Source organism: Cellulophaga sp. BC115SP (assembly GCF_009905545.1).
Taxonomy (GTDB): Bacteria; Bacteroidota; Bacteroidia; order Cytophagales; family Spirosomataceae; genus Flectobacillus; species Flectobacillus rivi.
In genome coordinates this window covers 18,669-45,617 of sequence record NZ_JAAALB010000041.1, presented here as the reverse complement: position 1 = coordinate 45,617, position 26,949 = coordinate 18,669, and the positions used below count along the sequence as shown (strand labels likewise).

23 protein-coding genes are annotated in these 26,949 nt (G+C 36.1%); 11 read left to right on the top strand and 12 right to left on the bottom strand.

Annotation, left to right across the window (positions count from 1 at the left end):
- Nucleotides 1-141: 141 nt before the first annotated feature.
- The 5 genes from msrB (at nucleotide 142) to GVN22_RS21720 (ending at nucleotide 3,583) form a co-directional block, all read left to right on the top strand.
- The gene (gene msrB, locus GVN22_RS21740) at nucleotides 142-636 is read left to right on the top strand and encodes a peptide-methionine (R)-S-oxide reductase MsrB (RefSeq protein ID WP_166553113.1); all 495 of its coding nucleotides are present in this window, start codon (nucleotides 142-144) and stop codon (nucleotides 634-636) included.
- A gap of 287 nt (nucleotides 637-923) precedes the next feature.
- Nucleotides 924-2,021 carry a Gfo/Idh/MocA family protein gene (locus GVN22_RS21735; RefSeq protein WP_166553112.1) on the top strand — a complete coding sequence of 366 codons (1,098 nt, stop codon included), beginning with the start codon at nucleotides 924-926 and terminating at the stop codon, nucleotides 2,019-2,021.
- Nucleotides 2,022-2,081: 60 nt separating this feature from the next.
- Nucleotides 2,082-2,738 (top strand): hypothetical protein, encoded by a 657-nt coding sequence (locus GVN22_RS21730; RefSeq protein ID WP_166553111.1) that lies wholly within the window; start codon nucleotides 2,082-2,084, stop codon nucleotides 2,736-2,738.
- Nucleotides 2,739-2,849: 111 nt separating this feature from the next.
- Entirely contained in the window at nucleotides 2,850-3,308 is a 459-nt protein-coding gene (locus GVN22_RS21725) for a DUF3299 domain-containing protein (protein WP_166553110.1), read from the top strand.
- Nucleotides 3,309-3,412: 104 nt separating this feature from the next.
- Nucleotides 3,413-3,583: a hypothetical protein gene (locus GVN22_RS21720; RefSeq protein ID WP_166553109.1), complete on the top strand. Its 171-nt coding sequence runs from the start codon at nucleotides 3,413-3,415 to the stop codon at nucleotides 3,581-3,583.
- Between the two features lie 82 nt (nucleotides 3,584-3,665).
- Here GVN22_RS21720 and GVN22_RS21715 read toward each other — a convergent pair whose 3' ends face one another.
- The gene (locus tag GVN22_RS21715; protein ID WP_166553108.1) at nucleotides 3,666-3,953 is read right to left on the bottom strand and encodes a hypothetical protein; all 288 of its coding nucleotides are present in this window, start codon (nucleotides 3,951-3,953) and stop codon (nucleotides 3,666-3,668) included.
- 202 nt (nucleotides 3,954-4,155) lie between these two features.
- On the opposite strand from GVN22_RS21715, the gene GVN22_RS21710 reads away from it, so the two are divergent.
- Nucleotides 4,156-5,397 carry a sensor histidine kinase KdpD gene (locus tag GVN22_RS21710; protein WP_166553107.1) on the top strand — a complete coding sequence of 414 codons (1,242 nt, stop codon included), beginning with the start codon at nucleotides 4,156-4,158 and terminating at the stop codon, nucleotides 5,395-5,397.
- Between the two features lie 48 nt (nucleotides 5,398-5,445).
- A complete protein-coding gene (locus GVN22_RS21705) occupies nucleotides 5,446-6,144 on the top strand; it encodes a response regulator transcription factor (protein WP_166553106.1) in 699 nt (232 codons plus the stop codon).
- A 52-nt stretch (nucleotides 6,145-6,196) separates the two neighbouring features.
- Here GVN22_RS21705 and GVN22_RS21700 read toward each other — a convergent pair whose 3' ends face one another.
- Nucleotides 6,197-6,880, bottom strand: coding sequence for a hypothetical protein (locus GVN22_RS21700; RefSeq protein ID WP_166553105.1), 684 nt, complete (start codon nucleotides 6,878-6,880; stop codon nucleotides 6,197-6,199).
- A gap of 280 nt (nucleotides 6,881-7,160) precedes the next feature.
- Here GVN22_RS21700 and GVN22_RS21695 point away from each other — a divergent pair, with 280 nt between their 5' ends.
- Both GVN22_RS21695 and GVN22_RS28470 read left to right on the top strand, forming a co-directional pair.
- Nucleotides 7,161-7,520, top strand: a complete 360-nt coding sequence (locus GVN22_RS21695; RefSeq protein ID WP_166553104.1) for a hypothetical protein — start codon at nucleotides 7,161-7,163, stop codon at nucleotides 7,518-7,520.
- A 655-nt stretch (nucleotides 7,521-8,175) separates the two neighbouring features.
- Nucleotides 8,176-8,451: a transposase gene (locus tag GVN22_RS28470; RefSeq protein ID WP_166553126.1), complete on the top strand. Its 276-nt coding sequence runs from the start codon at nucleotides 8,176-8,178 to the stop codon at nucleotides 8,449-8,451.
- A 173-nt stretch (nucleotides 8,452-8,624) separates the two neighbouring features.
- Here GVN22_RS28470 and GVN22_RS21685 read toward each other — a convergent pair whose 3' ends face one another.
- The 9 genes from GVN22_RS21685 to GVN22_RS21645 form a co-directional block, all read right to left on the bottom strand.
- Complete coding sequence (locus GVN22_RS21685; RefSeq protein WP_370520459.1) at nucleotides 8,625-9,218, bottom strand: IS630 family transposase; 594 nt, start codon at nucleotides 9,216-9,218, stop codon at nucleotides 8,625-8,627.
- 75 nt (nucleotides 9,219-9,293) lie between these two features.
- Complete coding sequence (locus GVN22_RS21680) at nucleotides 9,294-9,503, bottom strand: helix-turn-helix domain-containing protein (protein ID WP_166553103.1); 210 nt, start codon at nucleotides 9,501-9,503, stop codon at nucleotides 9,294-9,296.
- A 282-nt stretch (nucleotides 9,504-9,785) separates the two neighbouring features.
- Complete coding sequence (locus GVN22_RS21675; protein WP_166553124.1) at nucleotides 9,786-10,373, bottom strand: IS630 family transposase; 588 nt, start codon at nucleotides 10,371-10,373, stop codon at nucleotides 9,786-9,788.
- Nucleotides 10,374-10,412: 39 nt separating this feature from the next.
- Complete coding sequence (locus GVN22_RS21670) at nucleotides 10,413-10,811, bottom strand: helix-turn-helix domain-containing protein (protein ID WP_166553102.1); 399 nt, start codon at nucleotides 10,809-10,811, stop codon at nucleotides 10,413-10,415.
- Between the two features lie 177 nt (nucleotides 10,812-10,988).
- Complete coding sequence (locus GVN22_RS21665; protein WP_205690996.1) at nucleotides 10,989-12,122, bottom strand: formylglycine-generating enzyme family protein; 1,134 nt, start codon at nucleotides 12,120-12,122, stop codon at nucleotides 10,989-10,991.
- Nucleotides 12,123-12,297: 175 nt separating this feature from the next.
- Nucleotides 12,298-13,368, bottom strand: a complete 1,071-nt coding sequence (locus GVN22_RS21660) for a caspase family protein (protein WP_166553101.1) — start codon at nucleotides 13,366-13,368, stop codon at nucleotides 12,298-12,300.
- A 10-nt stretch (nucleotides 13,369-13,378) separates the two neighbouring features.
- Entirely contained in the window at nucleotides 13,379-14,113 is a 735-nt protein-coding gene (locus GVN22_RS21655; protein ID WP_166553100.1) for a hypothetical protein, read from the bottom strand.
- Nucleotides 14,114-16,786: 2,673 nt separating this feature from the next.
- Nucleotides 16,787-20,476, bottom strand: a complete 3,690-nt coding sequence (purL, locus tag GVN22_RS21650; RefSeq protein WP_166553099.1) for a phosphoribosylformylglycinamidine synthase — start codon at nucleotides 20,474-20,476, stop codon at nucleotides 16,787-16,789.
- 188 nt (nucleotides 20,477-20,664) lie between these two features.
- Nucleotides 20,665-22,230 carry an alpha-L-arabinofuranosidase C-terminal domain-containing protein gene (locus GVN22_RS21645; RefSeq protein ID WP_166553098.1) on the bottom strand — a complete coding sequence of 522 codons (1,566 nt, stop codon included), beginning with the start codon at nucleotides 22,228-22,230 and terminating at the stop codon, nucleotides 20,665-20,667.
- A gap of 185 nt (nucleotides 22,231-22,415) precedes the next feature.
- Here GVN22_RS21645 and GVN22_RS21640 point away from each other — a divergent pair, with 185 nt between their 5' ends.
- Nucleotides 22,416-23,312 (top strand): AraC family transcriptional regulator, encoded by an 897-nt coding sequence (locus GVN22_RS21640; RefSeq protein ID WP_166553097.1) that lies wholly within the window; start codon nucleotides 22,416-22,418, stop codon nucleotides 23,310-23,312.
- Nucleotides 23,313-23,471: 159 nt separating this feature from the next.
- Nucleotides 23,472-24,671: an MFS transporter gene (locus GVN22_RS21635; RefSeq protein WP_166553096.1), complete on the top strand. Its 1,200-nt coding sequence runs from the start codon at nucleotides 23,472-23,474 to the stop codon at nucleotides 24,669-24,671.
- A 383-nt stretch (nucleotides 24,672-25,054) separates the two neighbouring features.
- On the opposite strand, the gene GVN22_RS21630 is transcribed toward GVN22_RS21635, so the two are convergent.
- Entirely contained in the window at nucleotides 25,055-26,713 is a 1,659-nt protein-coding gene (locus tag GVN22_RS21630) for an alpha-L-fucosidase (protein WP_166553095.1), read from the bottom strand.
- Nucleotides 26,714-26,949 lie beyond the last annotated feature (236 nt).

Genomic DNA, 26,949 nt, shown 5'->3' with positions numbered 1-26,949 from the left:
TTTACCATAATTTCAACATTTTTATTTCTTAATTCTATTTGGCAATCTAGACGACTTTTTATCATTTCGAGAAGTTATTAATTGCATTCAAAAACAATTTGTAGGAGTTTTTCGTAATTATTAAAACAAAACTTATCAGATATGAAAACCATATTAGTCATTTTAGGATTTATTTGTGTGTTAGGACTTGTGATAAGTCGCTCGCAGAGAAAAGAAGACGACCCGCTCAAAAACCACAAATTTGCTGTAGTCAAAACTGAGGCTGAATGGCGCAAGATTTTGACACCAGAACAATATAAAGTTACTCGTCAACGAAGTACAGAATTAGCTTGTTCGGGAGCTTACTGGAAAAACCATGAAAAAGGGATTTATAAATGTGTTTGTTGTAAACTCCCTTTATTCGATTCTAAGACAAAATTTGAATCAGGGACAGGCTGGCCTTCTTTTTACAAAGCCATTCATAAGGATGCTATCCTCGAAATTCCTGATGATAGTTTTGGGATGTCACGCACCGAAATTTTGTGTAGTCGTTGCGGTGCACACCTCGGACACGTATTCGACGATGGACCAAGACCCACAGGTTTAAGATACTGTCTCAACTCTGTGGCATTGGATTTTGAGAAAGATGCGAAATAAACAATTGAGTGATTTGAGATTGAGTGAATGAGTGATTTTTAAAATTTGTATTCTAGCTGTAAAGACATAATGCTTGCGTCTTAAGGCGAGTCATATCCTAGCATAGTAGTATCAAAAAAGCGGTCGGAAAATATTTTCTGACCGCTTTTTTGATGAACACTTGGAGAATAATTCCAATCTTAAATTTCAGGATGATTCATATTTTTATTTTATCAATACATATACTGACAGATAACAATGTTGGGTTGTTAAGATAAATTGAGTTTCAAATTTTATCCCAATTAACTATGAAAAAAATACTTTTATCTCTTCTTCTATTGTTGCTTATATCAAGCCATTTGGTGAATGCCAAACCTATCCGTGTTGGGGTAGCTGGCATGACTCACGACCATATCAATCAGGTTTTTGATTATATGGGCAAACAGCAGGATGTAGAAATTGTAGGGTTTGCTGAGCCCAACAAAGCATTAGCTATGCGTTTGCTGAAACGTCACAACCTCCCCGAATCAATGTGGTTTCCTACATTGGATGCCCTTATCCAACAAACAAATCCTGAAGCAGTTTGTGCTTTTAACTCTATATATGAGCATTTGGCAGTGGTCGAATCTTGCGCACCCAAAGGTATTCATGTGATTGTAGAAAAGCCCTTGGCAGTGAATAACCAACATTTGGCTTTGATGAAAGTATTGGTAGAAAAGTACAAAATTCATTTATTGACCAATTTTGAGACTACTTGGTATGCGTCTCATGCCAAGGTATGGGAAATGGCTAAGCAAAATAAGAATTTAGGTGAAATCAAAAAGGTAGTTTTTAAGGATGGTCATGGTGGTCCAATCGAAATTGGCTGTTCGAAAGAATTTACCAATTGGCTCACTGATCCTATCCAAAATGGGGGAGGAGCGATTGTTGATTTTGGTTGTTATGGTGCCAATATCATGACTTGGCTAATGGATGGTCAAAAGCCTATTTCAGTAACTGCTGTTACCCAACAAGACAAACCTTCGGTATATCCTAAAGTAGATGATGAGGCCACCATTATTCTAAAATATCCTAATACCCAAGCGGTGATTCAGGCCTCGTGGAACTGGCCATTTGGCGTAAAAGATACCGAAGTTTATGGTACATCAGGTATCGTTATTGCTAATAAAGAACCTAAAATGCGATATGTATTTGGAGAAGCATCCAATGCTGAAAAATGGGTAGATTTGGCGCCACTTCCTTATGAACAATCCAATGTGTTTGCCTATTTGGCGGCGGTGGTCAATGGTAAAATTAAACCTGAAAAAGATTTGTCGTCTTTTGCAGTCAATAGCGTAGTAGTTGAAATTCTTTCAGCCGCCAAGGAATCAGCGAAGACAGGAAAGACCATCTATTTTTCAAAATAATTTACCTAAATTTCAATTGAAAGAAACCTTTAACTTTGATAATTGTAACTACCACCTTTTATGGATGAATTTGTAACCTTCAAAGAGTTTTCAGACGAAGAGCACTTTATTGAATTTACCCAATTCCTTGAGCAGAATAACATTGGATTTCAAACAGAAATCAGTAATGGCGCAATCGACCCTGTGAGTATGCGTGCTGTACAGAAACTTTTTTTAGTAAAAATCGAAAAAGAGAATTTTGCCCCTGTACAAAAGCTACTAGAAAACATTGCTCAAGAAAGTATTGAGGATATTGACCCAGATCATTATCTTTTTCAGTTCTCGGACGAAGAACTGTTTGAAATTTTATCTAAGCCTGATGAGTGGTCTGAATTGGATTATAAACTTGCACAAAAAATTTTACAAGATAGAGGTCATGTGGTTGGGGCTGAATATCTCAAGTATCTGAAAAAGGAAAGATTAGAGATGTTGGCGAAACCTGAGCCTTCGCAAGCCAAATTTATTTGGGCAGGCTATACTTTTGCCATTTTAGGTGGGCTTTTGGGCGTTGCGATGGGTTGGGGTATTTATTTTTCCCAAAAAAGATTGCCCAACGGAAGTGTAGTGTACTCTTATTCTGAAGAAGACCGAACGCATGGTAAAAGAATCATAACGATTGGATTCGCTATGATGTTTTTACTGATTGTTTTGAAAGTACTTTCGCATTATGGTGAATAACATCTAAATACACTCCCTTTTTGATTTTTTCCCAATAAAAAACTACAATATTCTATCATTCATTCAAGTCCTTGGTATATTTGCAACAATATTGCAAATATACCAAGGACTATGAAGACACTTATTTTCATCTGCTTTCTCACAGTATCAGCTTTTTGGGAAAATCCTCTGCAAAAGAAGTCGAAGCAAGATTTCGATGTCCAAAAAATCACATGGAATGATTTAAAGGACGTTCATTTCAAAAAGAAATTTAATATCGACTTAGCGATGTTTTATCTATATCCCAATTTTGGACCAAAGGTAACCATGCTTAATGGAAAAACCGTTGAAATTAGAGGGTACACGATTCCGATTGATAGTGAAGGAAATTATGTGGTATCGCAGAATCCTAATTCGATGTGTTATTTCTGTGGGAAATCTGGTCCAGAATCTATGATACAGCTAAAGTTTAGTAGTAAGCAACGGTACAAGGTTGATGAAATAAGAACCTTTAAGGGGGTTCTGCGATTAAATGCCACTAATGTACAGGAGTTAAATTATATTTTAGAGGATGCTGAGAGGGTAGACTAACTGAGAACTTTATTGAATTTTGGAAATCGGATTTTTGATTTCGGATTACTAAAATAGAACTGTACGAAGGTTTAAGTATTGTCTTTAAAATAAAATTGCAGTTAGTGGCAATCCTTGCAGTTGCCATGTTGAGTTGGGCAACCGCAAGGGTTGCCGCTACGACAAAATTAAATCCTTTGTACAGCCCTAATTACTACAACTACAATCGTCAAAAGCCTCGAAAACTTTTGGTACTCCCTGTATCTGAAATCAAAAATCCAATTTCCTTAGCATGAAGTGGAGGGAATTAATGAGCCAAAATGTTAGTAATCATAAAATTACGCTCAATACTCATCACTCACAATTCAGCACTTATTCTTAGCACCCTGGCTTATCCAAAGTAAAATATGGAGATGTCCAGATTGCTACTTTATTAGAATTTTTAGCATCAGACTTTACTTTGTTATCTTGTGCTTCTTTTTTCTCAGCAGAGGCTGATTTTTTATCGTGGTCTTTGCAGTTCTCAGTTTTAGCTGATTTTGTGCAAGCCGACTTATCACATTTTGCTTTGTCGCATTTCGACTTATCACATTTTCCACCAGGACACGCCAAAGATGCCGCTACAATACCAAGTGTCAAGAATCCTGAAATAATTGCTTTTTTCATGTTGAATTTGTTTAATTTAATGGAACGAATAGCGCAAAATATCGAAGCATAAAGAGGTTTATTGAATACGATAATTTTTGCACTGTTGACCTTACAAAATTACAATCTTCTGTTGGCTTCTTGCTGTCATTCAAGTGTTATTGACTTGTTATAGAGTTGTTAAAACCACCCTGTTTAATAAGAAGCTCTTTATCTTTACGACATGAAAATTCAGCATAAAAATATCCCTTACATTCTGATTGCGTCGACTTTAGGCGTAATTGCCTTGGTGATTATCCAGATTATATGGATGCGTCACTCATGGCGATTATCAGAAGAGATATTTAACCAAAGGGTTACATCAGCACTTTGCTCCACCATCAAATCATATAAAGATGGTGCCTATTGCAATGATGGAAAATGTGCAGTAGTGGATATGTCGGGCGAAACACTTATTTCCAATATTTCAGAGTTGCCACATGATATTGTGAATACCAAAGATTTTCGAGAAACTTTAGATAAAAACCTAGCCAATTATCAGGTTTTTTTACCTTATCAAATTAGTCTTTCTAACAATAGTTTCTGTGCTACTGATGTATTTCAAACGGCTATTTCTTTCAAAAACCATCATGGCAATGAGTCATATCTGAGAGTTACTTTTCCCACTAAAGAACGCTACATATTGGGCGGAATGACCTTTATGGTGCTAGCTACCCTTTTTATTGTTGGGTTTATTACCGTAGTGTTGTTGATGGTCAACTGGTCGTTGATGAAACAAAAACTGTTGCTTCAAACCAATGTGGATTTTTTCAATAATATGGCGCATGAGTTTCGTACTCCACTGAGTAGTATTGGTTTAGCAGTAAATCGCTTGACTAAGAAGCATGAAGATTTACGAGAAAACCCATTTTTAGCAGTTATCAAAAGAGAAAATACTCAACTATTGCAAGAAGTTGAACGTGTGTTACATCTGGCCAAAATCGAAAATGGAGAATACATTTTGGAGAAAGAAAAGTTAAGTATAGAATCTCTCATTCGTGCTTCGATAGACAGTTTGTCGATGTCAATTTCAGAAAAAAATGCTCAAATTCTTTTGGAGGGATTTAGCACAGATATGTTTGTGATAGGAGATAGGCAGCACCTCGTGAACACCTTTCGTAATTTGATTGAAAATGCCTTAAAATACAATGAAAATACACCCGAAATTCGTATTTCAGCCAAATTACTATCGCAAGACATCGTCATTTCGTTTGAAGATAACGGCATTGGTATTCCTGTTAGCCAGCGGAGTTTGATATTTGAGAAATTTCAGCGAGTGCATCAAACGACCCATGCTTTCAAAGGATTTGGACTAGGTTTAGCTTATGTCAAAAATATGCTTGAGCTCCATAAAGGCAATATTCAGGTAAAAAGCGAAGATAAAAAAGGAAGTTGTTTTGAGGTATATCTACCTTTGGGCGTGTAATAATTTCAACCTCCTTAAATCGTTGAATGTAAGGGTAACCACTTATTTATGAGCAATATTTCACACAAAATACTTTTGATTGAAGACGACCTGAGTATGGGTTTCCTATTGACCGAATTTTTGGAAGACCAAGGGTTTGAAGTCAAGCTATGTCGAGATGGAGAAAGTGGTTATAATGCGCTCAAAAGACAACCTTATGATGTTTGTTTGCTCGATGTTATGATGCCCAAAATGGATGGCTTTACATTGGCGACTCATTGTAAAGAACTCAATCCAGCTATGCCATTTTTGTTTATTACGGCTCGTTCATTAAAAGAAGATAAGCTAAAAGGTTTTGAACTAGGAGCGGAGGATTACATTACAAAACCATTTGATGAGGACGAATTACTTTGTCGTATCAAAGTATTATTACGTCGTCAGCCACAACAGTTGCCAGCGCCACAAGTACAGAAATTTACGATTGGTACCTATGTTTTTGATTATTCCAGACAAGAACTATGTTATCAAGATGAAACATGGCGATTGACCGAAACAGAAAGCGAAGTTTTAAAATTGCTTTGTCAGAACCAAAATCAGATTTTAAAACGAGAAGATGCGGTAGAAAAAATTTACGGTAAAAAAGACTATTTTCTGGGTAGAAGTTTTGATGTATTTATATCAAAGTTAAGGAAAATGCTACAAAACGACCCTCGAATTAGTATCGATAATGTTTTTAAAGTAGGCTTTATATTGAATGTTCAAAGTTGATATTTTATTCCTGTAATTAGATTTGTAAAGCAGGTCAATGTCTTAATGACATTTAATTACCTGACTTTATATGATTGCTTAATCTATGCACCTTAAATTTATCCTCCTCAAAAGTGTAAATAATGGTATCGCTCAGGTCTCTTTTATCATGTTTATGATAAAAAAGTGATTCTACTACCGTCAAGTTACCGTTGTCTTGACTGATAAAATAATCAAAGTTACGACTAGAGTAGCCATCTCCTGTACTCGTCGCCCAATGATCGCCTAATTTATGTACTTTGTCATTGGCGGTAATACAATAAAATCTCGATGTTTGTATATAGTCACAAGCCTCTACGCCCCAGTTAAGCTTAAAGAAAATATGGTCTTTATCATCCTGATTTTTGAGTTGTAAAACGGTTAATTCATTATCGCCTAAAAACACATCCGAGAATATCATCTTATTATTTTTATAGACCTTGAGATATCCAGGGTTTTGAAAACCATATTTTTCTTCGTTGTACGCAGTGTAGGCGAACTCAATTTTATATTTTCCCAACACTTTCTTTTGCTTAACCATCAAACCCGTAGTGTCGGAAGAACTTTCTTTCATTTCAGGCTTCATTAGTGAGTTGATTGCTCTTATCGAATCTTCAATTTTATTAGCCTGATTGGAGCTTTTCGTTTCAGATTTAGGAGAGGACTTTCCACAGGAAAGAAAAATTAAGAAGGTAAGACTATAGCATAGTTTTTTCATAGTAGATACATAATAGGTTCAATAGCTTTCAAATTATAAAAGGATAAAATTTTCAATACAAATCCTATCTATACGCTAATATTTTTGTTGGGTATAAGGATTTTAGATTCAACTTAATCTCAAATTAGGTTTTATTCCCAGTATTCAAATGTAGTTGTGCTACGATATTTCCATTATCACTAAACGAATTATTTACGTTAAATAAGTTTGTAACTATATAATATTCAAATATTTATAGAATAAAGTATATTTGTGCCAACTAAACATTAAATTTTACACTATGAAAAACTACCTACGCTTAGCAAGTTTACTCTTCATTTTTTCAATGAATGCTTGTACTGATGACACCTCCAATGCATTGCCAACCGACACATGTTTCAAGAAAGACGCAATTGCTGAACTTCCTTGGCTTAAAAGTGTGGTTTCAGACTTTCAAAAACCTAAAAGTGGTCCATTAGAAGTGGTACTTTACACTTACAAAAACCAGTATTTTATAGGTGTGATTAATCCTTTGGTTTCATCACCAGCTTCGTATATTTATAATTGCAACGGTGAAAGCATTGGTAAACTTAATATCGGATATAACCAGTTTACGGCAGAGGCTCGTACAATAGATGTCCTGTTGAAAGGAACATATTAAGAAAACATCAGCTAGTGCTGGCTTATTATAAGGACTCAGATCTTTTGTTAGTCTAAAGTCTTATACTAAGTATATAGAAATGTATGGAAACTAAACCATCCCTTCTTGTAAGATATGATTAGTTTCAATCATATTTCCGAATGAATTTATCTGATTATCCTTAGAATAAGGGTCATGCTAATCTTGAAAACACTTTTAAAGGTTTTCTTTCATATCATAGATAATTCATTGGCTGTTTTTTCCTCTGGGGGAGGTATTTTCCCTATTAGTAGAACACCAAGCGACATCTGTTATCATATTACTACTACTACCTGCATAGATGTTCCTTTACTTAGCTTTCCGCCATTGAAGTATGCACTATTGTGACATGTTATCACCTATCGGGTGATAAATGCTTTGAATACTATCACTGTAAAGTTATCAAGGAGACTCATTCATCTTATTTCCCATCTGCTCTAAGTTATGAACGATTTTTAACATTGAAGACTCATAGTTATCCTCTAATGTGGCTTTGTTCATTACATTGTTGCTTACATGCTCAAGGCAATGGTCTTTATTTTATCGACTCTAAAAAACAGCCCGTTTGCCATCTAAAAAGAGACCATTCGTCTAAAGTTTTTGATGATTCTGCTTGTAAAGACAAAACTTCAACAGGATTAGGCATCCCCGATGGTCTTATGGCTTTAAATTACATTTAGTAATCAATTCTTATGGTCAAATTGTTAATTGGTTAATCTCAGCAGGGAATGTATCAGATAACAACGCTGATTTACTCAAAAAACTAATAGCAAATCTACAAGGTATTTGCGTGGGTGATAAAGGCGACCATACCTCACTTTTAGAATTGTTTTATACTAATGGGTTATATCTTGTTTTGAAACCAGAAAAGAATATGAAACAACAATGCCCAGCAAACTATAATAACCAATAATATTTTAACCTCTGTTTACGATTTAGAGTATACTAGCCATCGTAAACCTAAAAATGCTTTTGCCAATATTGCTGGTGTAATTGTAGCTTACCATTTTATTAAATAAAAATCTTTTATTATGAATCCTTTAATTGATTATAAATGTGTTGCCTAAATTAAGTAATCGTGCAGAATTAAGTTAAACTAATTATGTTATTTTTCACAAGGGAATTAAAGTTAATAAGATACTTGTTTCCATAATCAGAAAATATCGAAAGAATACGCTTTTTAAAGCTGGTCCAAGATTTATAATGCTCTCTATTTAACCACTTATATTTGATAAATCTCCATAAAATTTCAATGGGATTTAGATATGGACTACAAGTAGGTAAATAGAATAAATAGGTATTTTTTTCTTCCCAGCTAGGGGAACATTCTTGGACAATTTTGGCATGATGTACAGGGCCATTATCAAGTACAATCACGGTTGGTTTGTCTGTCTTTTTTGCGATAAAATCTTCAAGTAAGCACTTGATAAATTCAGCTGTAATAGGCTTTTCTGTATGATAGGTAGTCAAATGACCTGCTAGTGACATAAGGCCAAAAACGTTTAACCTTTTAGAGTTATTACGAGCGAAGATACGTATAGCTTGTCCTTTCTTTTGCCAAGCATAAGGTAAATAAGGTTGCATTGTAAAGCCACTCTCATCAGCGAATATGAGGTCTATATGTCCTAATACATAAAGAGTTACGAGAGTTTTCCATCTTTCGTACTTGTCTTGGTAGATCTTTTCCTTTTGACCTTGGCGAGTGCAGCGACGGATTCTTCGCCATGTGTAACAATTTTTGACTGGGCGTCCCCTTTAGTAGCGTTTCACCGTATCTGTACTCATATCAACAGAGAGTACTTTGGCTAATTCAGCTTGAATAGATTTTATACTCTGATTTTGTTGTTGGAGTACTTTCTCAATAAGTTGATTATGTTCTGTATTTTGAATGCTTAAAATGGGTTTACATCCTTGTCCTGATTTTCGGCATAGACCAGCAAGCCCAGATTCTTTCCATGTTTTCATATAGAGACTTCTGATACTCGCAAATGACGAGTAACATCTTTTTGACTAAGACCTGAATGGTTCAACAAGATGGCTTGACATTTTTCTCGAACCTCTGCTTTTAGATGATATTTTGAATTATGAAGCAAGCTACTATGTTCGCTTTCTTCAAGAACTATTTGTTTCTTTTTACGACCCATAACCGTAAAAAGAATAACTTAAATCTTATTTTGCACGAATACTTAAGTAATCGTGCAGAATTAAGTTACACTAATTATGTTATTTTTCACAAGGGAATTAAAGTTAATAAGATACTTTGTTTCCATAATCTGAAAATATCGAAAGAATACGCTTTTTAAAGCTGGTCCAAGATTTATAATGCTCTCTATTTAACCACTTATATTTGATAAATCTCCATAAAATTTCAATGGGATTTAGATGTGGACTATAAGTAGGTAAATAGAATAAATAGGTATTTTTTTCTTCCCAGCTAGGGGAACATTCTTTGACAATTTTGGCATGATGTACTGGGCCATTATCAAGTACAATTACGGTTGGTTTGTCACTCCTTTTGGCGATAAAATCTTCAAGTGAGCACTTGATAAATTCAGCTGTAATTGGCTTCTCTGTATGATAGGTGGTCAAATGACCTGCTAGTGACATAAGGCCAAAAACGTTTAACCTTTTTGAGTTATTACGAGCGAAGATACGTATGGTTTGTCCCTTTTTTTGCCAAGCATAAGGTAAATAAGGTTGCATTGTAAAGCCACTCTCGTCAGCGAATATGAGATCTATATATCCTAATACATAAAGAGTTACGAGAGTTTTCCACCTTTCGTACTTGTCTTGGTAGACCTTTTCCTTTTGACCTTGGCGAGTGCAGCGACGGATTCTTCTCCATGTATAACAATTTTTGACTGGGCGTCCCCTTTAGTAGCGTTTCACCGTATCTGTACTCATATCAACAGAGAGTTCTTTGGCTAATTCAGCTTGAATAGATTTTATACTCTGATTTTGTTGTTGGAGTACTTTTTCAATAAGTTGATTATGTTCTGTATTTTGAATACTTAAAATGGGTTTACGTCCTTGCCCTGATTTTCGGCATAGACCAGCAAGCCCGGATTCTTTCCATGTTTTCATCCAGTGACAAATAGAGACTTCTGATACTCGCAAATGACGAGCAACATCTTTTTGACTAAGACCTGAATGGTTCAACAAGATGGCTTGACATTTTTCTCGAACCTCTGCTTTTGGATGATATTTTGAATTATGAAGCAAGCTACTATGTTCGCTTTCTTCAAGAACTATTTGTTTCTTTTTACGACCCATAACCGTAAAAATAATAACTTAAATATTATTCTGCACGATTACTTGATTCACATTAAATTATCAAAATTTGAGGTATTTGTATATCTCTAGAAATCGATGATGATTTTTTGATCATAACAAATAAACCGTGATAAAGTCTAATAGCGATGAAATATTTTTAAGTTCTATTTCTCCTAACTATAGAGACGATGCTACTCTAAAACCACAGTTGCTAACCCTATTAGTTGGATCTCTGTTAAGTCTATAGGTTATTCTACTATCCTGAGTATTGTCAAACCAACTACCACCTCGTAATACTCGATTAACACCAGCACTAGCTCCTGTTGGATTTGTTTGATTTGTGGCGGTGTAGGTTCCGTACAAATCCTGGCACCATTCCCATACATTTCCTGTCATATCGTAGATGCCAATTTCATTAGTTAATTTTTGTGCTAGAGGATGCGTTATATTGCCGCTGTTTGAACCGTACCAGGCAATGTTACCTATGGTGTTACTACCTGAATAAGTATATCCTTTACTTAATTTTCCCCCTCGTGCGGCAAATTCCCACTCTGCTTCTGTAGGTAATCTGTATGCTTTACCAGTTTGATTACTGAGCCAATTACAATAAGCTACAGCATCGTTCCAGCTTACGTGAATAACTGGATGTGTGTAATCGGCGGTAGGTCTTATGTTACCTGCTACGTCACAACGCCAATTTATTCCATTTTTATATGGCCAAAGGTTGCCATCATATACATAACTTCCTCCATTTTTCTCTGCATCTGTTTGGTAACCAGTAGCATCTATAAATTTTTTAAAATCAGATACAGATACTTCATATTGACCAATGTTAAAGGTATTCAAGGTTACATTATGGATAGGTTGTTCATCAGATTGCCCCGTAGTACTTCCCATTTGAAAAGTTCCCCCTTCTACTTGCACCATTGCTACCACTAAAGAATTAGGAGTAGTGTAGTTATAACTTGTTGTTAATGAGTAATTAGAGCCACATCTATCGGTAACTTGAGCAATAATAGTGAATGTGCCATCAGTTGTAAGTGTCGAACTCGTCAGTGAAAAAGGGCTTATATTCGTAGTACTTTTATAATACTCAGTGCCATTTTTACTAATTTGCCAGACTACACTCGTGATATCACTCACCGTACCAACTAAACTCATATTAACATTAAGAGGTGTGGAGCTTGATGCGGATGCACTTGTTGCTCTACTACAAGTTTTAAGTGTTTTAGTTGTTTCTATTGCTTCTAAACTACAATTTGTAGTAAACAATAAGAAACTTATGTATAGAGATAATAGTTGTAATTTCATTTTAAATTAATTTTTGTTTGAAGATCAAATACTGCTTTCGAAGTATGGATTTTGGAACATATTTATCATAATTATGCAATGCGAATATTAGGTCTTGCAAATGGGCTAAGACTTATTCGTAATTCTTCATCAGTAGCAAAGCATGAATAGATCACTTTATCATTTGATTTGTATCTTAAAAAGTTATTTCCTCTGTTAGTTTATCATTGATTTCTGGCTCTTGATGCGAGCCTGACAATTCAACAATTTTGGTTCGTACCCTTCTGAATACTTCAGATATTGTCTTTCCTCTGCCTAGTGCCGAGGCCAATTCTTTAGCGAAAATACCATCATTGGCAGCTGTTTGATTTGCTTGAGTTGCATTAACAATGTAGGTACCTACTCCCTTAGCAACACTTACTCCCATAATAGGGCTAAAGCCACGAAGATCATCTCCTCTTGAATCTGCGGATAACACAGGAAATGCTTCGTTTCTACAGGCATCTAACACAATTATTTTGCATTTTGGATTACTTTCTTCAAGCTTATTGATAATGTATTGAATTTCTACAGCACGAGGTGCAATGTCTGTTCTTGTTCTGAATTTTGCATCTACGGGAACTAGATAGTTTTTTCCACTATTTTGAATGCCATGTCCGGCATAATAGAAAAAAATCATATCAGCATGGTGTGCTTCTGCTACAAAATTGTCTAAGGAATCTAGTAAGCCAATTCTCGATAAATTACTTACAGAATGAATGGTGAAGTCAAGCTTTTTTAAACTTGCTGCAATGGCATTGATGTCCTCTAAAGGTCTATTATTTAACGAGAGTGTGTTAATATAATCAGAATTTCCAAGTAAGAAGGCAAAACGTTTAACAGCTTTGTAGCGTACGATTTTTAATAATGGTGTTTGTACCACTCTTCTTCCTTTTCTAACAGAAACGTAGACTTCATGGTCTTTTTCTAAAGAAAGTTGAGCCGAAAAAGTTAGCTCATTGTTTTTACAGTTGGCATTAGACAGGACAAAACTCTCGCCATCTACAAATAGCGTAAAATCACTCTTGTCTAAATTAGCATCAGACTCTGCTTTACAATGGAAAGTTAGTATTGTCTGATTAGTTTGATATACCCCACTAGAAGATACTTGAGAAGGTTCTGTCCAGCGAACTTCTTTCAAATTAATGGTATTTAAGCTCAATTGAGCGAACGAAGATGCGTACAAGAAACAAAAGATGGTAATTAAAAGTAGTACAGACTGTCTCATATATAGATAACTAAAATTTATAGGTTAATGATATACCTGTTTGGTGGGATGCAGGCTGAAAGCCTAAGCCTTTCTCCTTTACTTTTACCTTTGTTGCTAATAAGAAAACTTCATACCCAAATGAGAGGGCAGAACCAATTACTAGTACATTTAATAATCCTGTTTGACGAGCGGCTTGTGCATCTACAGCAGCGGCAGTCCATTTATCTAAATCACTCTTTGACAAAAACTCGTTGTTCACACTAGTATCTAGTGATTTGAGAATAGCCAATTTTGAATTGAAGTTACTCTTAATTGAGTTTGCCATAACTGCTGTAGCAACCCCAATTACTCCAACAGCTATTTTCAAGCCTATGGGATGTGGTTTAAAGGATAACTCTTCTGCTCTTGTAGGCGTAGCAATTACTTCCTCTTTTTTAGGAGGGTTTACTACCACTTCTTTCTTAGGGGGAGTAAGTACTTCTATTAATGGGCATAATTTTAATGAGACAATAATCTTGAAATCCCCATCCACAAAAAAATCATCTACTTTATAGTCCCATATAATATTATTTGTTCCGGTACTTAACTGAGTTATTTTACCTATTAGAGTATGAGGTATTGTTTTTGTGTTGGTTTCAATAGCAATTACTTCCAATGCTTGAATATCATAGCAGTTGTTTGTACTAAATGGAACAAAAAATGAAATTTTTATTTTTCCATTTTCTACTATAGCGCTATTGGCTTCTACTCTAAGTTGAGCCATTAAGGAGTTCGAGTTTGCTACGAATATGCAAAATGCAAAGAGTAGCCATTTGGATATTTGTTTTATCATGGTTGTGAAAAATGTTTAAATCAAAATGCTAGTCAATGATTTATAGGCTTTTATTAAACCTTAGTTCTTCTATCAAGAGAGTATCTTCCGAAGATTCTTTATACTATTACTGAATTTGACTCGTAATGAACCCTTATTTTCATTGGGATAACGTAGATAAATTGTTTGCCAAGCAAGGTCTTCAATAAGTTTTATCTTTAACAAATCATCACAAGTTGTCGATAGTTTATTTATGTTCATGAGCAAATCTTTGTAATATAAAATCATTTCTGCCTCAGCAGCTCTTGCTGTATATTGTTCATGAATTACCATATCAAGTCTATCATTGTATTTAGTAGCACTTTTTCCAGTGATCATCCCGTTTCCATTCTAAATGTTGCTTTATCTATGAGATAATCATTCCGCCCTTTTCTAATGTTCTTTTTTCTAGACGATTCTCTTTTATTCGGAGAAATAAATCTAAAATAGCGTCCTGATATAAATCAAAGGCTAGGTTTTATCTCCTTTCAATTCATACTGATGACTAGTATAAACTAACTTGTATATGTAGTCAAAAAACCAAGATTCACCTTTCTTAATTCCTGAGTAAAGGTCAAGTGTTCGTACTTGCCTTCGTTGAATAATAGATTATTTCAAAGTAATTGAAATAGTTGAAGGGTTCTGTATTATTTTACGAGCAAATGAATCGAGACACATTATAAGTACAAAGGAGCTGTTTAAACTTTCAATAAAATGCTATTCTTTGATTAATTTTTAGCCGTACTTTTAACTAGATGTTCCCGTTTTAAAACAAAAAGTAACCGCTGCGGCGGTCGCAAAAAATTCAAGAATTGCGTTCTACATCGTTGCGCTCAAATAGTATTACGTTATGTATGCTGCGAACAGAGTAACAACAAACAGGTATGGAAAAATAGTTACGCATTATGTGTGGTATGTTTTATTGGATAAAAAGGTTTTTGATGAGCCTTTTTAAATTTGAATAGGTAGAATTTCCAATCGTCAAACCACACTGATAGCAGTGGAGAAAAACTCTTGTGCTTCTTTATATTTGAAAGTCTTCAATAACACTACTTCTTTTGATAATGTGCCAATGCGAAATTTTCATTTTCTCGGATCATATTTTTAAAATACCTTATCTTCTGTTTATTCTCTCATTTATCGACTCCCAAATAATACCACTCTTGAGCTATTTGACGATAACGGTGGTACCTAGAACACTTATAGGTACGTAAGTTAGTGGGCAAAATTAAATTTAAGATTATGCTTTTCAGGTAACGGTTTTCGGTGGTGAGTTTTGGAAAAAAGCATAGCTGTATATAATAAAAACATTTTAATACTCTGTGCCTTGTGCCTAAACACATAACTTAAATCTTATTCTGCACGATTACTTAGGAGTTGTTAAATTAAATAAAAATGTTTGTAAGTTTTCAGAGCGTTAGATGCTAAGAGTATGTTATGATTCAACTACTTGAGAGAGTATAGATATACATATTCGTAGCAAGCTTGTTTGTAATAATTTACTTATAAATACTATTTTTGACAAAACCTTAACAGTCTAATAGGATAAATATTAAAATACTGACCCTAAAATTAAGCTAATTAGCCTATATTTTGGGAGGAAATTTATTTTTCGGTAGAATTTTTTCTTTTGTTCTAGCTAAGATTTTTTGTGGCTGCTTGAAATTTACTAGCGGTATCGTGGCACAACTTGATAAGATATATTTTAGCTTCTTCTTATTGTTTAAAATTTTCATATAATAATTTCAATGGGAAATCCCAAGAACCCACTAGCAGGAGCTAGTGTTATTCGCACCTACCAATATGTCCAGTTTTTAACTCAAACCTCGTAGTTGCTACCTCGAGGTAGCATCAAATACAGTCTATGAGTGCTATAAAAACTGAATGAAGTTTTCGCTCTTGGTTCATGATATGAGTTATCCCTTAACAGCCATGTAACCATAAACGGAAGCTAAAAATGATTTTACTTAGAATAAAAATGAAGCTATGATTCAGAGGAAAATTACATAAGAGCTATTGTTTAGAATTAATCATTTTCCCGTAACTGCTATTCTTAGTACTCGACAGGTAGGCAAAATAACGCTTGTCAAACACTTAAAAGAGACCTTACCTCGCCCAAGTTTTTACTTTGATTTAGAGATTTCCTCCGATTTTATTAAGTTTTCAACAGACCCTGAATTGTTCTTGAAAAGTCTGCAAGATAAAATGATCATACTTGATAAAATCCATTGTCATACACATTAAACAATAGGTACAAATATGAATTTCATCTGGTCGTAGTTAAATCAAAGCTTTTTTTGTAGTCATTACTGCTGATGTAGAAATTAAATGCCAGTAGCTACTTAGCAGAAACCAACACGAGTAAATAAGTATTCCCGCTAGTGTTAGCATCTAAGTAAGCAGCACTAGCCATTTCCAAGGATTCTAATTTCATTAGTCAAAGAATTAATTTTATCCTAGATCGTGGCTCAAAGGTGAAGTTTTGAAACTTTAGTAAGAAAAAGCACAAGTCTTAGACTTGTGCTAGTGGTCCAAGAGGATATAAAAAAAGGAAGCCCGAAAGCTTCCTTTTTCAATTTAGTATCTCTACTTATTCTTTTCCTCAATCCAAAGTCTTGCGTTTACAAAAGCTTCTAACCAAGGACTTACTTCGTCGTTTTTGCGGTTGGCTGGGTAGTTTGCCCAGTTCCAAGGGAAAGTTGAACGCTCGATGTGTGGCATGGTTACCAAGTGACGACCTGTTGAGTCGCACATCATTGCTGTATTGTAATCCGAGTCATTTGGATTAGCAGGATACTCAGCATAACCATATTTACCAACAATGTGATAACGTTCTTCGCCATAAGGTAATACAAACTTACCTTCTCCGTGTGATACCCAAACACCCAAAGTAGTTCCTTCTAAGGTAGAAAGCATTACTGAGTTGTTTTTCTGGATAGTAACTGAGGTAAAGATACTTTCGTGCTTATGTGATTTGTTATGGTGCATTTTACCATGCGTATCATGGTCTGGATTGATTAATTCCAATTCCATAAACAACTGACATCCGTTACAAATACCTACCGAAAGGGTATCTTCACGTTCGAAGAATTTCTTGATGGCAGCATTAGCTTTTTCATTATACAAGAATGCTCCAGCCCAACCTTTTGCCGAACCTAAAACATCTGAGTTTGAGAAACCACCCACTGCACCAATAAACTGAATATCTTCCAATGTCTCACGACCAGCGATAAGGTCGGTCATGTGAACGTCTTTTACATCGAAACCTGCCAAATACATCGCATTCGCCATTTCACGCTCTGAGTTTGAGCCTTTTTCACGAATAATTGCTGCTTTTGGACGAGTTGAAATCGCACGATGGTCAGTTAATTTTCCTGTGAACTGTGAAGGGAATGTGTATGCCAACGGTTGGTTTTTGTAGTTGGTATAGCGGTCTAAAGCCGTTCCGTTTTTAGATTGTTTTGAATCTAAAAGGAATGAAGTTTTGTACCATACATCTCTTAGGTCAGCAACTGAGAAATCAAATGACGTATCATTATTTTTTACAGAAACTGTATTTCCTTCTACTACTTCACCAATTTTAATGATCGAAATATTGTTTGCTGCAAAAGCTGACTCAACTGAAGCGTCTGCTTGGAATACCAAGGCAATATTTTCGTTGAACAAAGCTTTTACGGTATCGTTTTCACCTAAACCTGAAAGGTCGATATTTGCTCCAAGGTTTACATCTGCGAAACACATTTCTAATAAAGTCGTAATCAAACCACCGCTACCGATGTCGTGACCTGCTTCGATTTTGCCTGCTTTGATTAAGTCTTGGAAAGTATCAAATGCCGTTTTGAAATACGCTGCATCTTGAATCGTTGGAACTTCGGTTCCTACTTTGTTCAAGATTTGGGCAAAAGAACTACCGCCCAATTTGAAGTTATCTTTCGATAAATTCAAATAGTAAATAGCACCTCCATTACGTTGTAAAACTGGCTCAACTACTTTGTTGATGTCAGAACAATGAGCACCCGCTGAGATAATGACTGTACCTGGGGCGATTACTTCATCGTTTGGATATTTTTGCTTCATCGAAAGTGAATCTTTTCCTGTCGGAATATTGATTCCTAATTCAATCGCAAAGTCTGAACAAGCTTTTACGGCTTCATATAAACGTGCATCTTCACCTGCATTTTTACAAGCCCACATCCAGTTGGCTGACAATGAAACCGATTTTAAACCGTCCTTCAATGGTGCAAAAACGATGTTTGACAATGCTTCTGCAATGGCAGTACGAGAACCCGCTGCTGGGTCAACAATAGCTGCTACTGGCGAGTGTCCCACCGAAGTGGCGATACCATCTTTTCCTTTGAAATCCAAGGCCATTACGCCTACGTTGTTCAAAGGCAATTGTAATGGACCAGCGCATTGTTGTTTCGCAACACGTCCGCCCACACAACGGTCAACTTTATTGGTCAACCAATCTTTACAAGCTACAGCTTCTAACTGTAATACTTGATTCAAATAGGTTGGGATTTCTGTTTCAGCGTAAGACAAACCTGCGTAATTGCGCTCAATGGTTTTGTCTTCCATCACAATTTTAGGCGAGCTTCCAAACATTTCCGAAATCGCAAAATCCATTGGTTTTGCACCTGTAGATTTTGATTGGAAAGTAAAACGGTTGTTGCCTGTAATATCACCTACCGTATACATTGGTGAGCGCTCACGCTCTGCTACACGTTGAAGAGTTGCTATATCTTTTTCACCAATCACCAAGCCCATACGTTCTTGTGATTCGTTACCGATGATTTCTTTTGCTGAAAGCGTTGGGTCACCAACTGGCAATTTGTCTAAATCAATCAAACCGCCTGTTTCTTCTACCAATTCTGACAAACAGTTAAGGTGTCCACCAGCACCGTGGTCGTGGATAGAAACGATTGGGTTTTCGTCAGATTCTACCAAACCTCTAATCGCATTGGCAGCACGTTTTTGCATTTCTGGGTTTGAACGTTGAATCGCATTTAATTCAATACCTGAACCAAATGCGCCCGTGTCAGCAGATGATACCGCTGCACCACCCATACCAATACGGTAGTTTTCACCACCCAATACCACTACTTTATCGCCAACCGATGGCTTTTGTTTTTTGGCTTGACTTTCTTTGCCATAACCAATACCACCAGCCAACATGATTACTTTATCGAAACCTAATTTGCGAGCTTCTTCTTCGTGTTCAAACGTCAAAACAGAACCTGTAATCAAAGGTTGACCAAACTTGTTACCAAAATCAGAAGCACCGTTAGACGCTTTGATTAAGATATCCATAGGTATTTGATATAACCAGTCACGTTCGTTCATGCCTTTTTCCCAAGCACGAGTTTCTTCTAAGCGAGAGTACGAAGTCATATAAACCGCAGTACCTGCCAAAGGCAACGAACCTTGTCCACCAGCCAAACGGTCACGAATTTCGCCACCCGAACCTGTTGCTGCACCGTTGAATGGCTCAACTGTCGTTGGGAAGTTGTGAGTTTCTGCTTTTACCGAAATAACAGAATCGAATTCTTTTTCGTCGTAAAAGTCAGGTTTGTCAGCAGATTTTGGAGCAAATTGAGTAACGCGAGGACCTTTGATAAAAGCAACGTTGTCTTTATAAGCAGAAACGATGTCGTTTGGATTCGTTTCGGAAGTTTTCTTGATGAGCTTGAAAAGAGAGCTTGGTTTTTCTTCACCGTCGATGATAAAAGTACCATTGAAGATTTTGTGACGACAGTGTTCAGAGTTTACCTGAGAGAAACCAAACACTTCAGAATCTGTCAATTTGCGGCCTAATTTTTCTGAAAGACCATTCAGATAGTCGATTTCTTCCTGACTTAATGCAAGTCCTTCTTGTTTGTTGTAGGCTGCAATATCGTCGATTTCGAGAATAGGTTCAGGCTGAATTTTTATCGTGTAAATAGCTTGGTTTAAGCTTGTGTACTTTTGCGATAACATTGGGTCGAAGTCCGTAAAATCTTCGGCTACCTGAGCAAACTCCTCTATACGGATAATTCCCTGAATACCCATGTTTTGGGTAATTTCCACAGCATTGGTACTCCATGGAGTAATCATAGCGGCACGTGGACCTACAAAAACCGCCTCTAACGAAGCATCCTCTTGATTGATGACAGTGAAACGATGGTCTCTTGAACTGTTGAAAAGCCACACTAGTTTTTGAATATCTTCTTCTGCGATAGCAGATTGAGCTTGGACAGCAAAAACATTACCAGAGTGACTTCCGAAGAAATGAATCATGATGATAGCAAATTGATAGTTGATTGTGCCTAATTCGGTAATTTTGAGTCAGAAAAATTACATAAAACAGCCGAATTACTTAAGAAAGTGCAAATTTAGGGTTTTTAAAACTGAATCCCTAAGAAAATCTATAGATTAGGCAATACCGAACGTATTGCCTTTCTGAGTAAAAACAAATACTACATTATTTACTTAAATCTCAAGAGTGTGATAGAAGCAGGAGCTAGGGTAATACTTGAAATAGCTGCATTGATATTTTGATGTTGATAATTTACCACATTCTGAGAAGGTTTTTCAAGGGTATTGGCTGCCGTATATGAGGAAGCTGTAAGCTCATGTTTCTCGAATATTTTCAAACTTTTGGCTACAGGGAAATCAATTTCTGTTTCCACTGCCAAATCAGGATGACGGTTTACAATAGCGAGCGTTAGCGTTTTATTATCTTCATCATAGCTCGCAGAGGTGTCCAATATCCCAAGGTTTTCAGCGCCCGATTGTTCCAATGCTGGACTTTCGACTTCAGTTGTAATACTTGTTCCTTTGCAATATTTACGATAAAGTTCGAGTGGATAGAAAACAGTTTGACAGATAGATTCTTTTTCATTCGTCATAATAGGTGCTAGCACATTGACGGTTTGCGCCCAAGTAGCCATTCCCACAATATCTGCTTGACGTTGGAATATATTCAGAAAGCCTGCAACCCCTAAGGCATGAAACCATTGATACGTTACTTCAAGATTGTAAGCACCTTTTCCTTCATTTTCCCAAATCCCCCATTCGTCTAAGGCAATTTTTAAAGCCTTTTTACGAGGAGGAAAACGATACCAACGATTAAAATTCTCTACTTTTTCTGGTGCTAAATCATGAATCTGCTTTTTGGTAGCGACTATTTCTTTTTCAAAAGTAGCAATATGAGCAAAGAGCGATGCAGGTTGACCTTTCTTTGAATTGGCGTAATAATGCAAAGAGATATAATCAGCAATAGGATGGAGTTCCTTAAGGAGAATTTCGTTCCATTTGGTATCTCCTCCTGCCAAAACTAGTGAAATGTTAGGGTCTTGCAGTTTCATTAATTTGGCATATTGCCAAGCAATTTCTACATATTTATTGGGGTCTTGCAAACGTCCAGTATCTGGTACAGCACTTTCCTCATTTCCCAATCCCCAATATTTTACCTTGTGAGCCTGAGGATAACCATGTTTTTTACGAAGACTTGCAAACGAAGTATTTCCAGAACCATTACAGTATTCGACCCAGTTGGAGGCTTCTTCTGGTGTACCAGTATTCATATTGACCACCAAAAATGGGTCAGTTTTGAGCGTCCGACAATAATCGATAAACTCATTGGTACCAAATTGGTTGCTTTCTTCGCCACCCCAAATGAGGTTTGGTCGAATAGGACGCAGATTTTTGGGGCCTATACCGTCTTGCCAATGGTAAATTTTAGTAACAGTTCCTCCTGGAAATCTCAAAAGAGGTGTTTGTAGTCTTTTGATTTTTTCTAAAACATCTTTTCTTACTTGACTAGTTTTAGCATCAACAACTCCACCTGTGATGGCTCGACCGAGATATTCGATGAATTGTCCATAAATTTCAGGTTCTATTTTACCGATTGGTTTTTCAAAATTGACATGAACTTTGGCTTTAACTGTTTTAGCAAAAGGCATTCCTTGGTAAATAGAAGAAGGAAGCAGGCTCGCTAATGCTAAACTGCTGGATTGACGCAAAAAGGTACGACGGTTGGGAGATTGCATAAATGTTTAGATAGAAAATGAGTGAATACCGTAAAAGAGTCTATTTCTGTTGTGAGAAACGAACCTGATAAAATTAAAGATTAAATTCTAAAGAACTGTCTGTATTGAGGAACTTGTTCTTGAAAAAATACATTTTGTACAAATAGACACAAAAGTGAATAGTTTGAATTTTATAATTTATTGATATGAAAGTAACGGAGAATTTACAAGAATTTTATCAGAGGCTAGAGATTCAACCAAGGGAATCTATTAGTCATAATACGCCTCATATCAATGTTTTTGAAAGAGGGGATTGTAAAAATCTATTACCATATTCTCGTAGAGATTATTATAAAGTAACGCTTGTAATAGGAGAGGGTCGTGTTGAATATGCTGACAAAACGATATATATCGATAAGCCAGCACTTTTGTTTAGTAACCCAACACTGCCCTATTATTGGCAATCAATATCTGATTTACAACAAGGTTGGTTTTGTATTTTTAATGAAGCCTTTATTCATCAACGAGACAATTTGTTGACAGAGTTGCCAATGTTTCAAATGAATACTGAAAAAGTATATTTTATTGATGAAAAAAGTGTTGGAGAAATATCAGACTTATTTCAAAAAATGAAATGCGAAAGTTTGGGTAACTATGCTTATAAACAGGATATTATGCGAAATTATTTGCATTTGATTGTTCATTATGCTTTAAAGTCCTTTAATCAATCCCAACAAGAAGTTCCTGTAAATGCTAATGCTCGCATTACTCAGCAATTTTTTGATGTATTAGAGAGTCAATTTCCTATTGATTCTATGCAAAATCAATTGCAGTTGACCACCGCTAAGGACTTTGCCGATACATTGAACCTACATGTTAATCATTTGAATCGTGCAGTAAAAACTATTACAGGAAAAACCACAACTGAGCATATTGCCCACAGGATTGTGTTGGAAGCCAACCAATTATTGACTTATACCGATTGGGCTATTGCCGAAATAGCTTATTGTTTGGGATTTGAATATCCTGCTTACTTCAACAATTTTTATAGAAAAGCTACAGGGAACAAACCAAAAGAGTTAAGAAAATTAGAACTTGTTTGAATTTTATAATTTCTTGTTTGAATCTTCTTTTGTAGCCTTCTTTTTGTCCTATAATTTTGTGGAGTAATAAAGAGGGATTAGGGTATAGGCATTAGTTTTTATTTGAATATTTAAACTCCTTGCCTAACAACTGATGCCTCTATTTAACTCCTTTGAAATATGAAAGCGGTTCAGGAAAAAAATAGAGTTATTGCTACTTTGTTAGCATTTGCGGTAATACCAATGTCGGGTTTGGCAACGGATATATACTTGCCTTCGATGCCCTATATGGCAAAATATTTTGGTCAGGCAGAAAACAGTATTCAACTGACATTATCCCTTTATTTAGGTAGCTATGCTATTGCACAGTTTTTTGTAGGAAGTATTCTCGATGCTTTCGGGCGTTATAAGTTGTCGACGCTATCGTTGTTTTTGTTTATGATATCTTTTTGGGTAACTGCCATAAGCACAGATATATACATGATTTATGCAATGCGTGTTGTGCAGGGAATTCTCTCAGCTTTTGCGATTGTTGCCAAGCGAGCATTTTTTGTAGACGTATATGAGGGCGAAGAAAGAAGACAATATTTGAGTCTAATGACCATCGTGTGGTCGGCTGGTCCGATTGTGGCCCCTTTTATTGGGGGCTATTTACAAGAACATTTTGGCTGGCAATCTAATTTTTATTTATTGGCAGTATATAGCGGTGTGATAGGTGTGTTAGAGTTTTTGTTTTCGGGAGAAACTATTCGTAAAAAGACAGCATTCAATGGTCGTAATTTGCTAGGTAATTTTAAAGAAATGATAGCAACTCCTGATTTCTTTTTAGGTCTGTTGGTTGTGGGACTTAGTTACGGAATGATTTTTCTTTTCAACCTAAGTGCACCTTTTATCATTGAGCACCAGTTGGGATATACGCCTGTGACTGTTGGATATGCTTCCTTGATTATGGGAATAGCATGGATGTTGGGTGGTTTTTTGGGACGAGCTTTGATGAATAAACCATTTTTACCCAAGATACAATTAGCAAGTTTGTTACAAACTACCTTGATTTTGGCGATGTATATTTCTTCTCAATGGCTGCAAAACCTTTGGACTCTGCTTGTGTTTGCCTTTTTTATACACTTAGCGGCTGGCTTTACCTTTAACAATTACTTTACGTATTGTCTGAGTCGTTTTTCTAAAATTGCGGGCGTTTCGGGTGGATTTACTGGAGGAGTCGCCTTTATTCTGACTTCGGGTTTAAGTTATGGTGTCGTAAATATGCTACATCCTGCTACTCAACCAGACTTAGCTTTAGGCTATTTTTCGATGGGAACTTTTGTGATGTTGTTGCTCACAACGGTTAGAATCGGAAAATTACATCCCTCGGTTTCATAAATCAAAATGAAACGGTAAAATAGAGTCATTCTTAATTTAGTGATTATTTTAAATATGAATTTTATTAGTAGAGACGCAATGCTTTGCGTCTGAAAAGGTGTCATTCTGAAATATAGGATCAAAAACATGAGCCATCCCGAATTTTAAGATTCTCCAAGGTTTCATCAAAAAAGCGGTCGGAAATATTTTCCGACCGCTTTTTTGATGAAACCTTCCCAGATTTTACCCTGCTTGAGACGCAATCATTGCGTCTCTACTGCTATCTGTGGTAATATCCTCCTGATTATGAGTGTAATCCAATAACTGATATACTTTTAACTTCTTTTTACTTGAATTTACAAAGAGGATTATAATTCGTTGTTTTAATATTGAATTTCTATTTACTAAGAAATTTTCAAGACATTCGCGTAGCTATCTACTGGCTTGTTTTCTGGAAATTGGATATGCAAGCCATCCGAAAGTCTTTCGAAACTCAAAGGCTGATTTTGATTTCCTAAAAACTCAACTTTATTGATGGTTTGTGCATGTAAAGGGCTATTTTGAGCTAAGCTTTTAATAACCACTTTTCCATTTGAAGGCCAATCCATTACCGTAGCAAAAAGGGTATTTCCCAAAGTATTGAAGCGAATATCTTCAGCAGTATATTTTGTTTTACCTTCATTGAAACCTTGTGCGTTTAGTTTGGCTTCGTTTTGAGTAGAAGGACCTTCGCCGTAGATTTTCCATGGTCTTGTTCCATAAATACTACCACTATTAACGGCCATCCAACGTCCGATTTCTTCTACAATTTTACGTTCTTTTTCATCAATGCTTCCATCGCCACGTACGGGTACGTTGAGCAAATAATTTCCATTTTTGCTAACAATATCTACCAAAGCATGAATGACAGATTTAGCTGATTTATAGCCATCTCGATTATAAACGCCACGATCATAGTGCCAGCTTCCGATACAGGTATCCGTCTGCCAAACAAAAGGTTGAATGTCACTAGCTTGTCCACGTTCGATATCCCAAACCATGGCTTTACGCTCGTTTTCATCCAAGATTTTACCATTAATAACAGCTCTTAACTCTCCATGACGCTTGATACTCATGTTGTAATGATGGGCTGCGATGCGCAATCCCGCATCACTAATTGGCCAAAATGGAAGTTTGGTATCATCAAAATACAACAAATCAGGGTCGTATTTATTGATGAGGTCAATGGTACGATTTACGAACTTTTCAATATATTCTTTTGATGGTCTGTTGGCCCCATTTTCCCATTCCCATTGTTTGTGAATTGCCCCATTCTGAAGACTATTCTCACTAAGATCGTGATTTTGAGCATAAAGATCTTGTGGATCAAGACCTTCCCACCACTGTCCTTTTCCATCAGATTTACGCAGTTTGCCGTCGTAAGGAACTCCCGCTAATGCGCCATTTTTATCACTTCTTTGTGCAGATTCGTACCATCGCCAAGCATGACTTGCATGGATACTTACGCCAAAAGGAAGATTGTTGGCTTTGGCAGCTTTTGCCCAGCCAGCGATAATATCCTTCTTAGGACCCATTTTGGTAGAGTTCCATTGGCTTTGATATTTACTGTCGTACATATCAAAATTGTCATGGTGATTGGCCATACCAATAAAATATTTCGCTCCTGTATTTTTGTAAAGCGTCACCAACTCATCTGGATTCCATTTTTCGGCTTTCCATTCATGAATAATATCTTTGAACCCAAACTTAGACGGGTGCCCAAATTTTTCTACATGATATTTATATTGCCAGTCGCCCTCTTGATACATCCCTCTGGCATACCAATCGCCTGCCTCCGCCTGACATTGGGGACCCCAGTGCGCCCACATACCAAATTTGGCATCTTGAAACCACTTTGGAACCTGATATTGCTCTAAAGAAGCCCAATCAGGTGTAAATCTTCCAGTGGCGATTTTTTCACCTCCTGAAAAATTTGCAAAAGAATTTTGTGCAAAAGTCGGCTTCGCCAAGCTAAGAGCTGAAAAGCCTAAACCAAGTTGTTTTAAAAGCGCTCGTCTTTTCATAGTTTATCAAGATACATTGAATTGATAAAGCAAAATTAAATGCCAAGGACAGTTTAGTTCTTATATAAATCAGCGATTTTATTGTACAAATCAGACTTTTTTGAAGTATCTATCTTCATTTTTTAGATAAAACTACATAGAAAAGGTTATGAAAATTCTTTATTTTATCTAGTATTGAATCTTAAATGATTGTTTTTTAGTGAAAAAGATAGCTATCGCTTTATTAGATTAATTTA

Excerpts from the sequence above, each read along its gene's own strand:
- GVN22_RS21730 (WP_166553111.1), top strand. The coding sequence starts at position 2,082 with ATGGATGAATTTGTAACCTTCAAAGAGTTTTCAGACGAAGAGCACTTT.
- GVN22_RS21695 (WP_166553104.1), top strand. The coding sequence starts at position 7,161 with ATGAAAAACTACCTACGCTTAGCAAGTTTACTCTTCATTTTTTCAATG.
- GVN22_RS21710 (WP_166553107.1), top strand. The coding sequence starts at position 4,156 with ATGAAAATTCAGCATAAAAATATCCCTTACATTCTGATTGCGTCGACT.
- GVN22_RS21735 (WP_166553112.1), top strand. The coding sequence starts at position 924 with ATGAAAAAAATACTTTTATCTCTTCTTCTATTGTTGCTTATATCAAGC.
- GVN22_RS21715 (WP_166553108.1), bottom strand. The coding sequence starts at position 3,953 with ATGAAAAAAGCAATTATTTCAGGATTCTTGACACTTGGTATTGTAGCG.
- GVN22_RS21645 (WP_166553098.1), bottom strand. The coding sequence starts at position 22,230 with ATGCAATCTCCCAACCGTCGTACCTTTTTGCGTCAATCCAGCAGTTTA.
- GVN22_RS21640 (WP_166553097.1), top strand. The coding sequence starts at position 22,416 with ATGAAAGTAACGGAGAATTTACAAGAATTTTATCAGAGGCTAGAGATT.
- GVN22_RS21665 (WP_205690996.1), bottom strand. The coding sequence starts at position 12,122 with ATGAAATTACAACTATTATCTCTATACATAAGTTTCTTATTGTTTACT.
- GVN22_RS21680 (WP_166553103.1), bottom strand. The coding sequence starts at position 9,503 with ATGAAAACATGGAAAGAATCTGGGCTTGCTGGTCTATGCCGAAAATCA.
- GVN22_RS21700 (WP_166553105.1), bottom strand. The coding sequence starts at position 6,880 with ATGAAAAAACTATGCTATAGTCTTACCTTCTTAATTTTTCTTTCCTGT.
- GVN22_RS21660 (WP_166553101.1), bottom strand. The coding sequence starts at position 13,368 with ATGAGACAGTCTGTACTACTTTTAATTACCATCTTTTGTTTCTTGTAC.
- GVN22_RS21670 (WP_166553102.1), bottom strand. The coding sequence starts at position 10,811 with ATGGGTCGTAAAAAGAAACAAATAGTTCTTGAAGAAAGCGAACATAGT.
- GVN22_RS21630 (WP_166553095.1), bottom strand. The coding sequence starts at position 26,713 with ATGAAAAGACGAGCGCTTTTAAAACAACTTGGTTTAGGCTTTTCAGCT.
- GVN22_RS21655 (WP_166553100.1), bottom strand. The coding sequence starts at position 14,113 with ATGGCTCAACTTAGAGTAGAAGCCAATAGCGCTATAGTAGAAAATGGA.
- purL (WP_166553099.1), bottom strand. The coding sequence starts at position 20,476 with ATGATTCATTTCTTCGGAAGTCACTCTGGTAATGTTTTTGCTGTCCAA.
- GVN22_RS21705 (WP_166553106.1), top strand. The coding sequence starts at position 5,446 with ATGAGCAATATTTCACACAAAATACTTTTGATTGAAGACGACCTGAGT.
- GVN22_RS21725 (WP_166553110.1), top strand. The coding sequence starts at position 2,850 with ATGAAGACACTTATTTTCATCTGCTTTCTCACAGTATCAGCTTTTTGG.
- GVN22_RS21635 (WP_166553096.1), top strand. The coding sequence starts at position 23,472 with ATGAAAGCGGTTCAGGAAAAAAATAGAGTTATTGCTACTTTGTTAGCA.
- msrB (WP_166553113.1), top strand. The coding sequence starts at position 142 with ATGAAAACCATATTAGTCATTTTAGGATTTATTTGTGTGTTAGGACTT.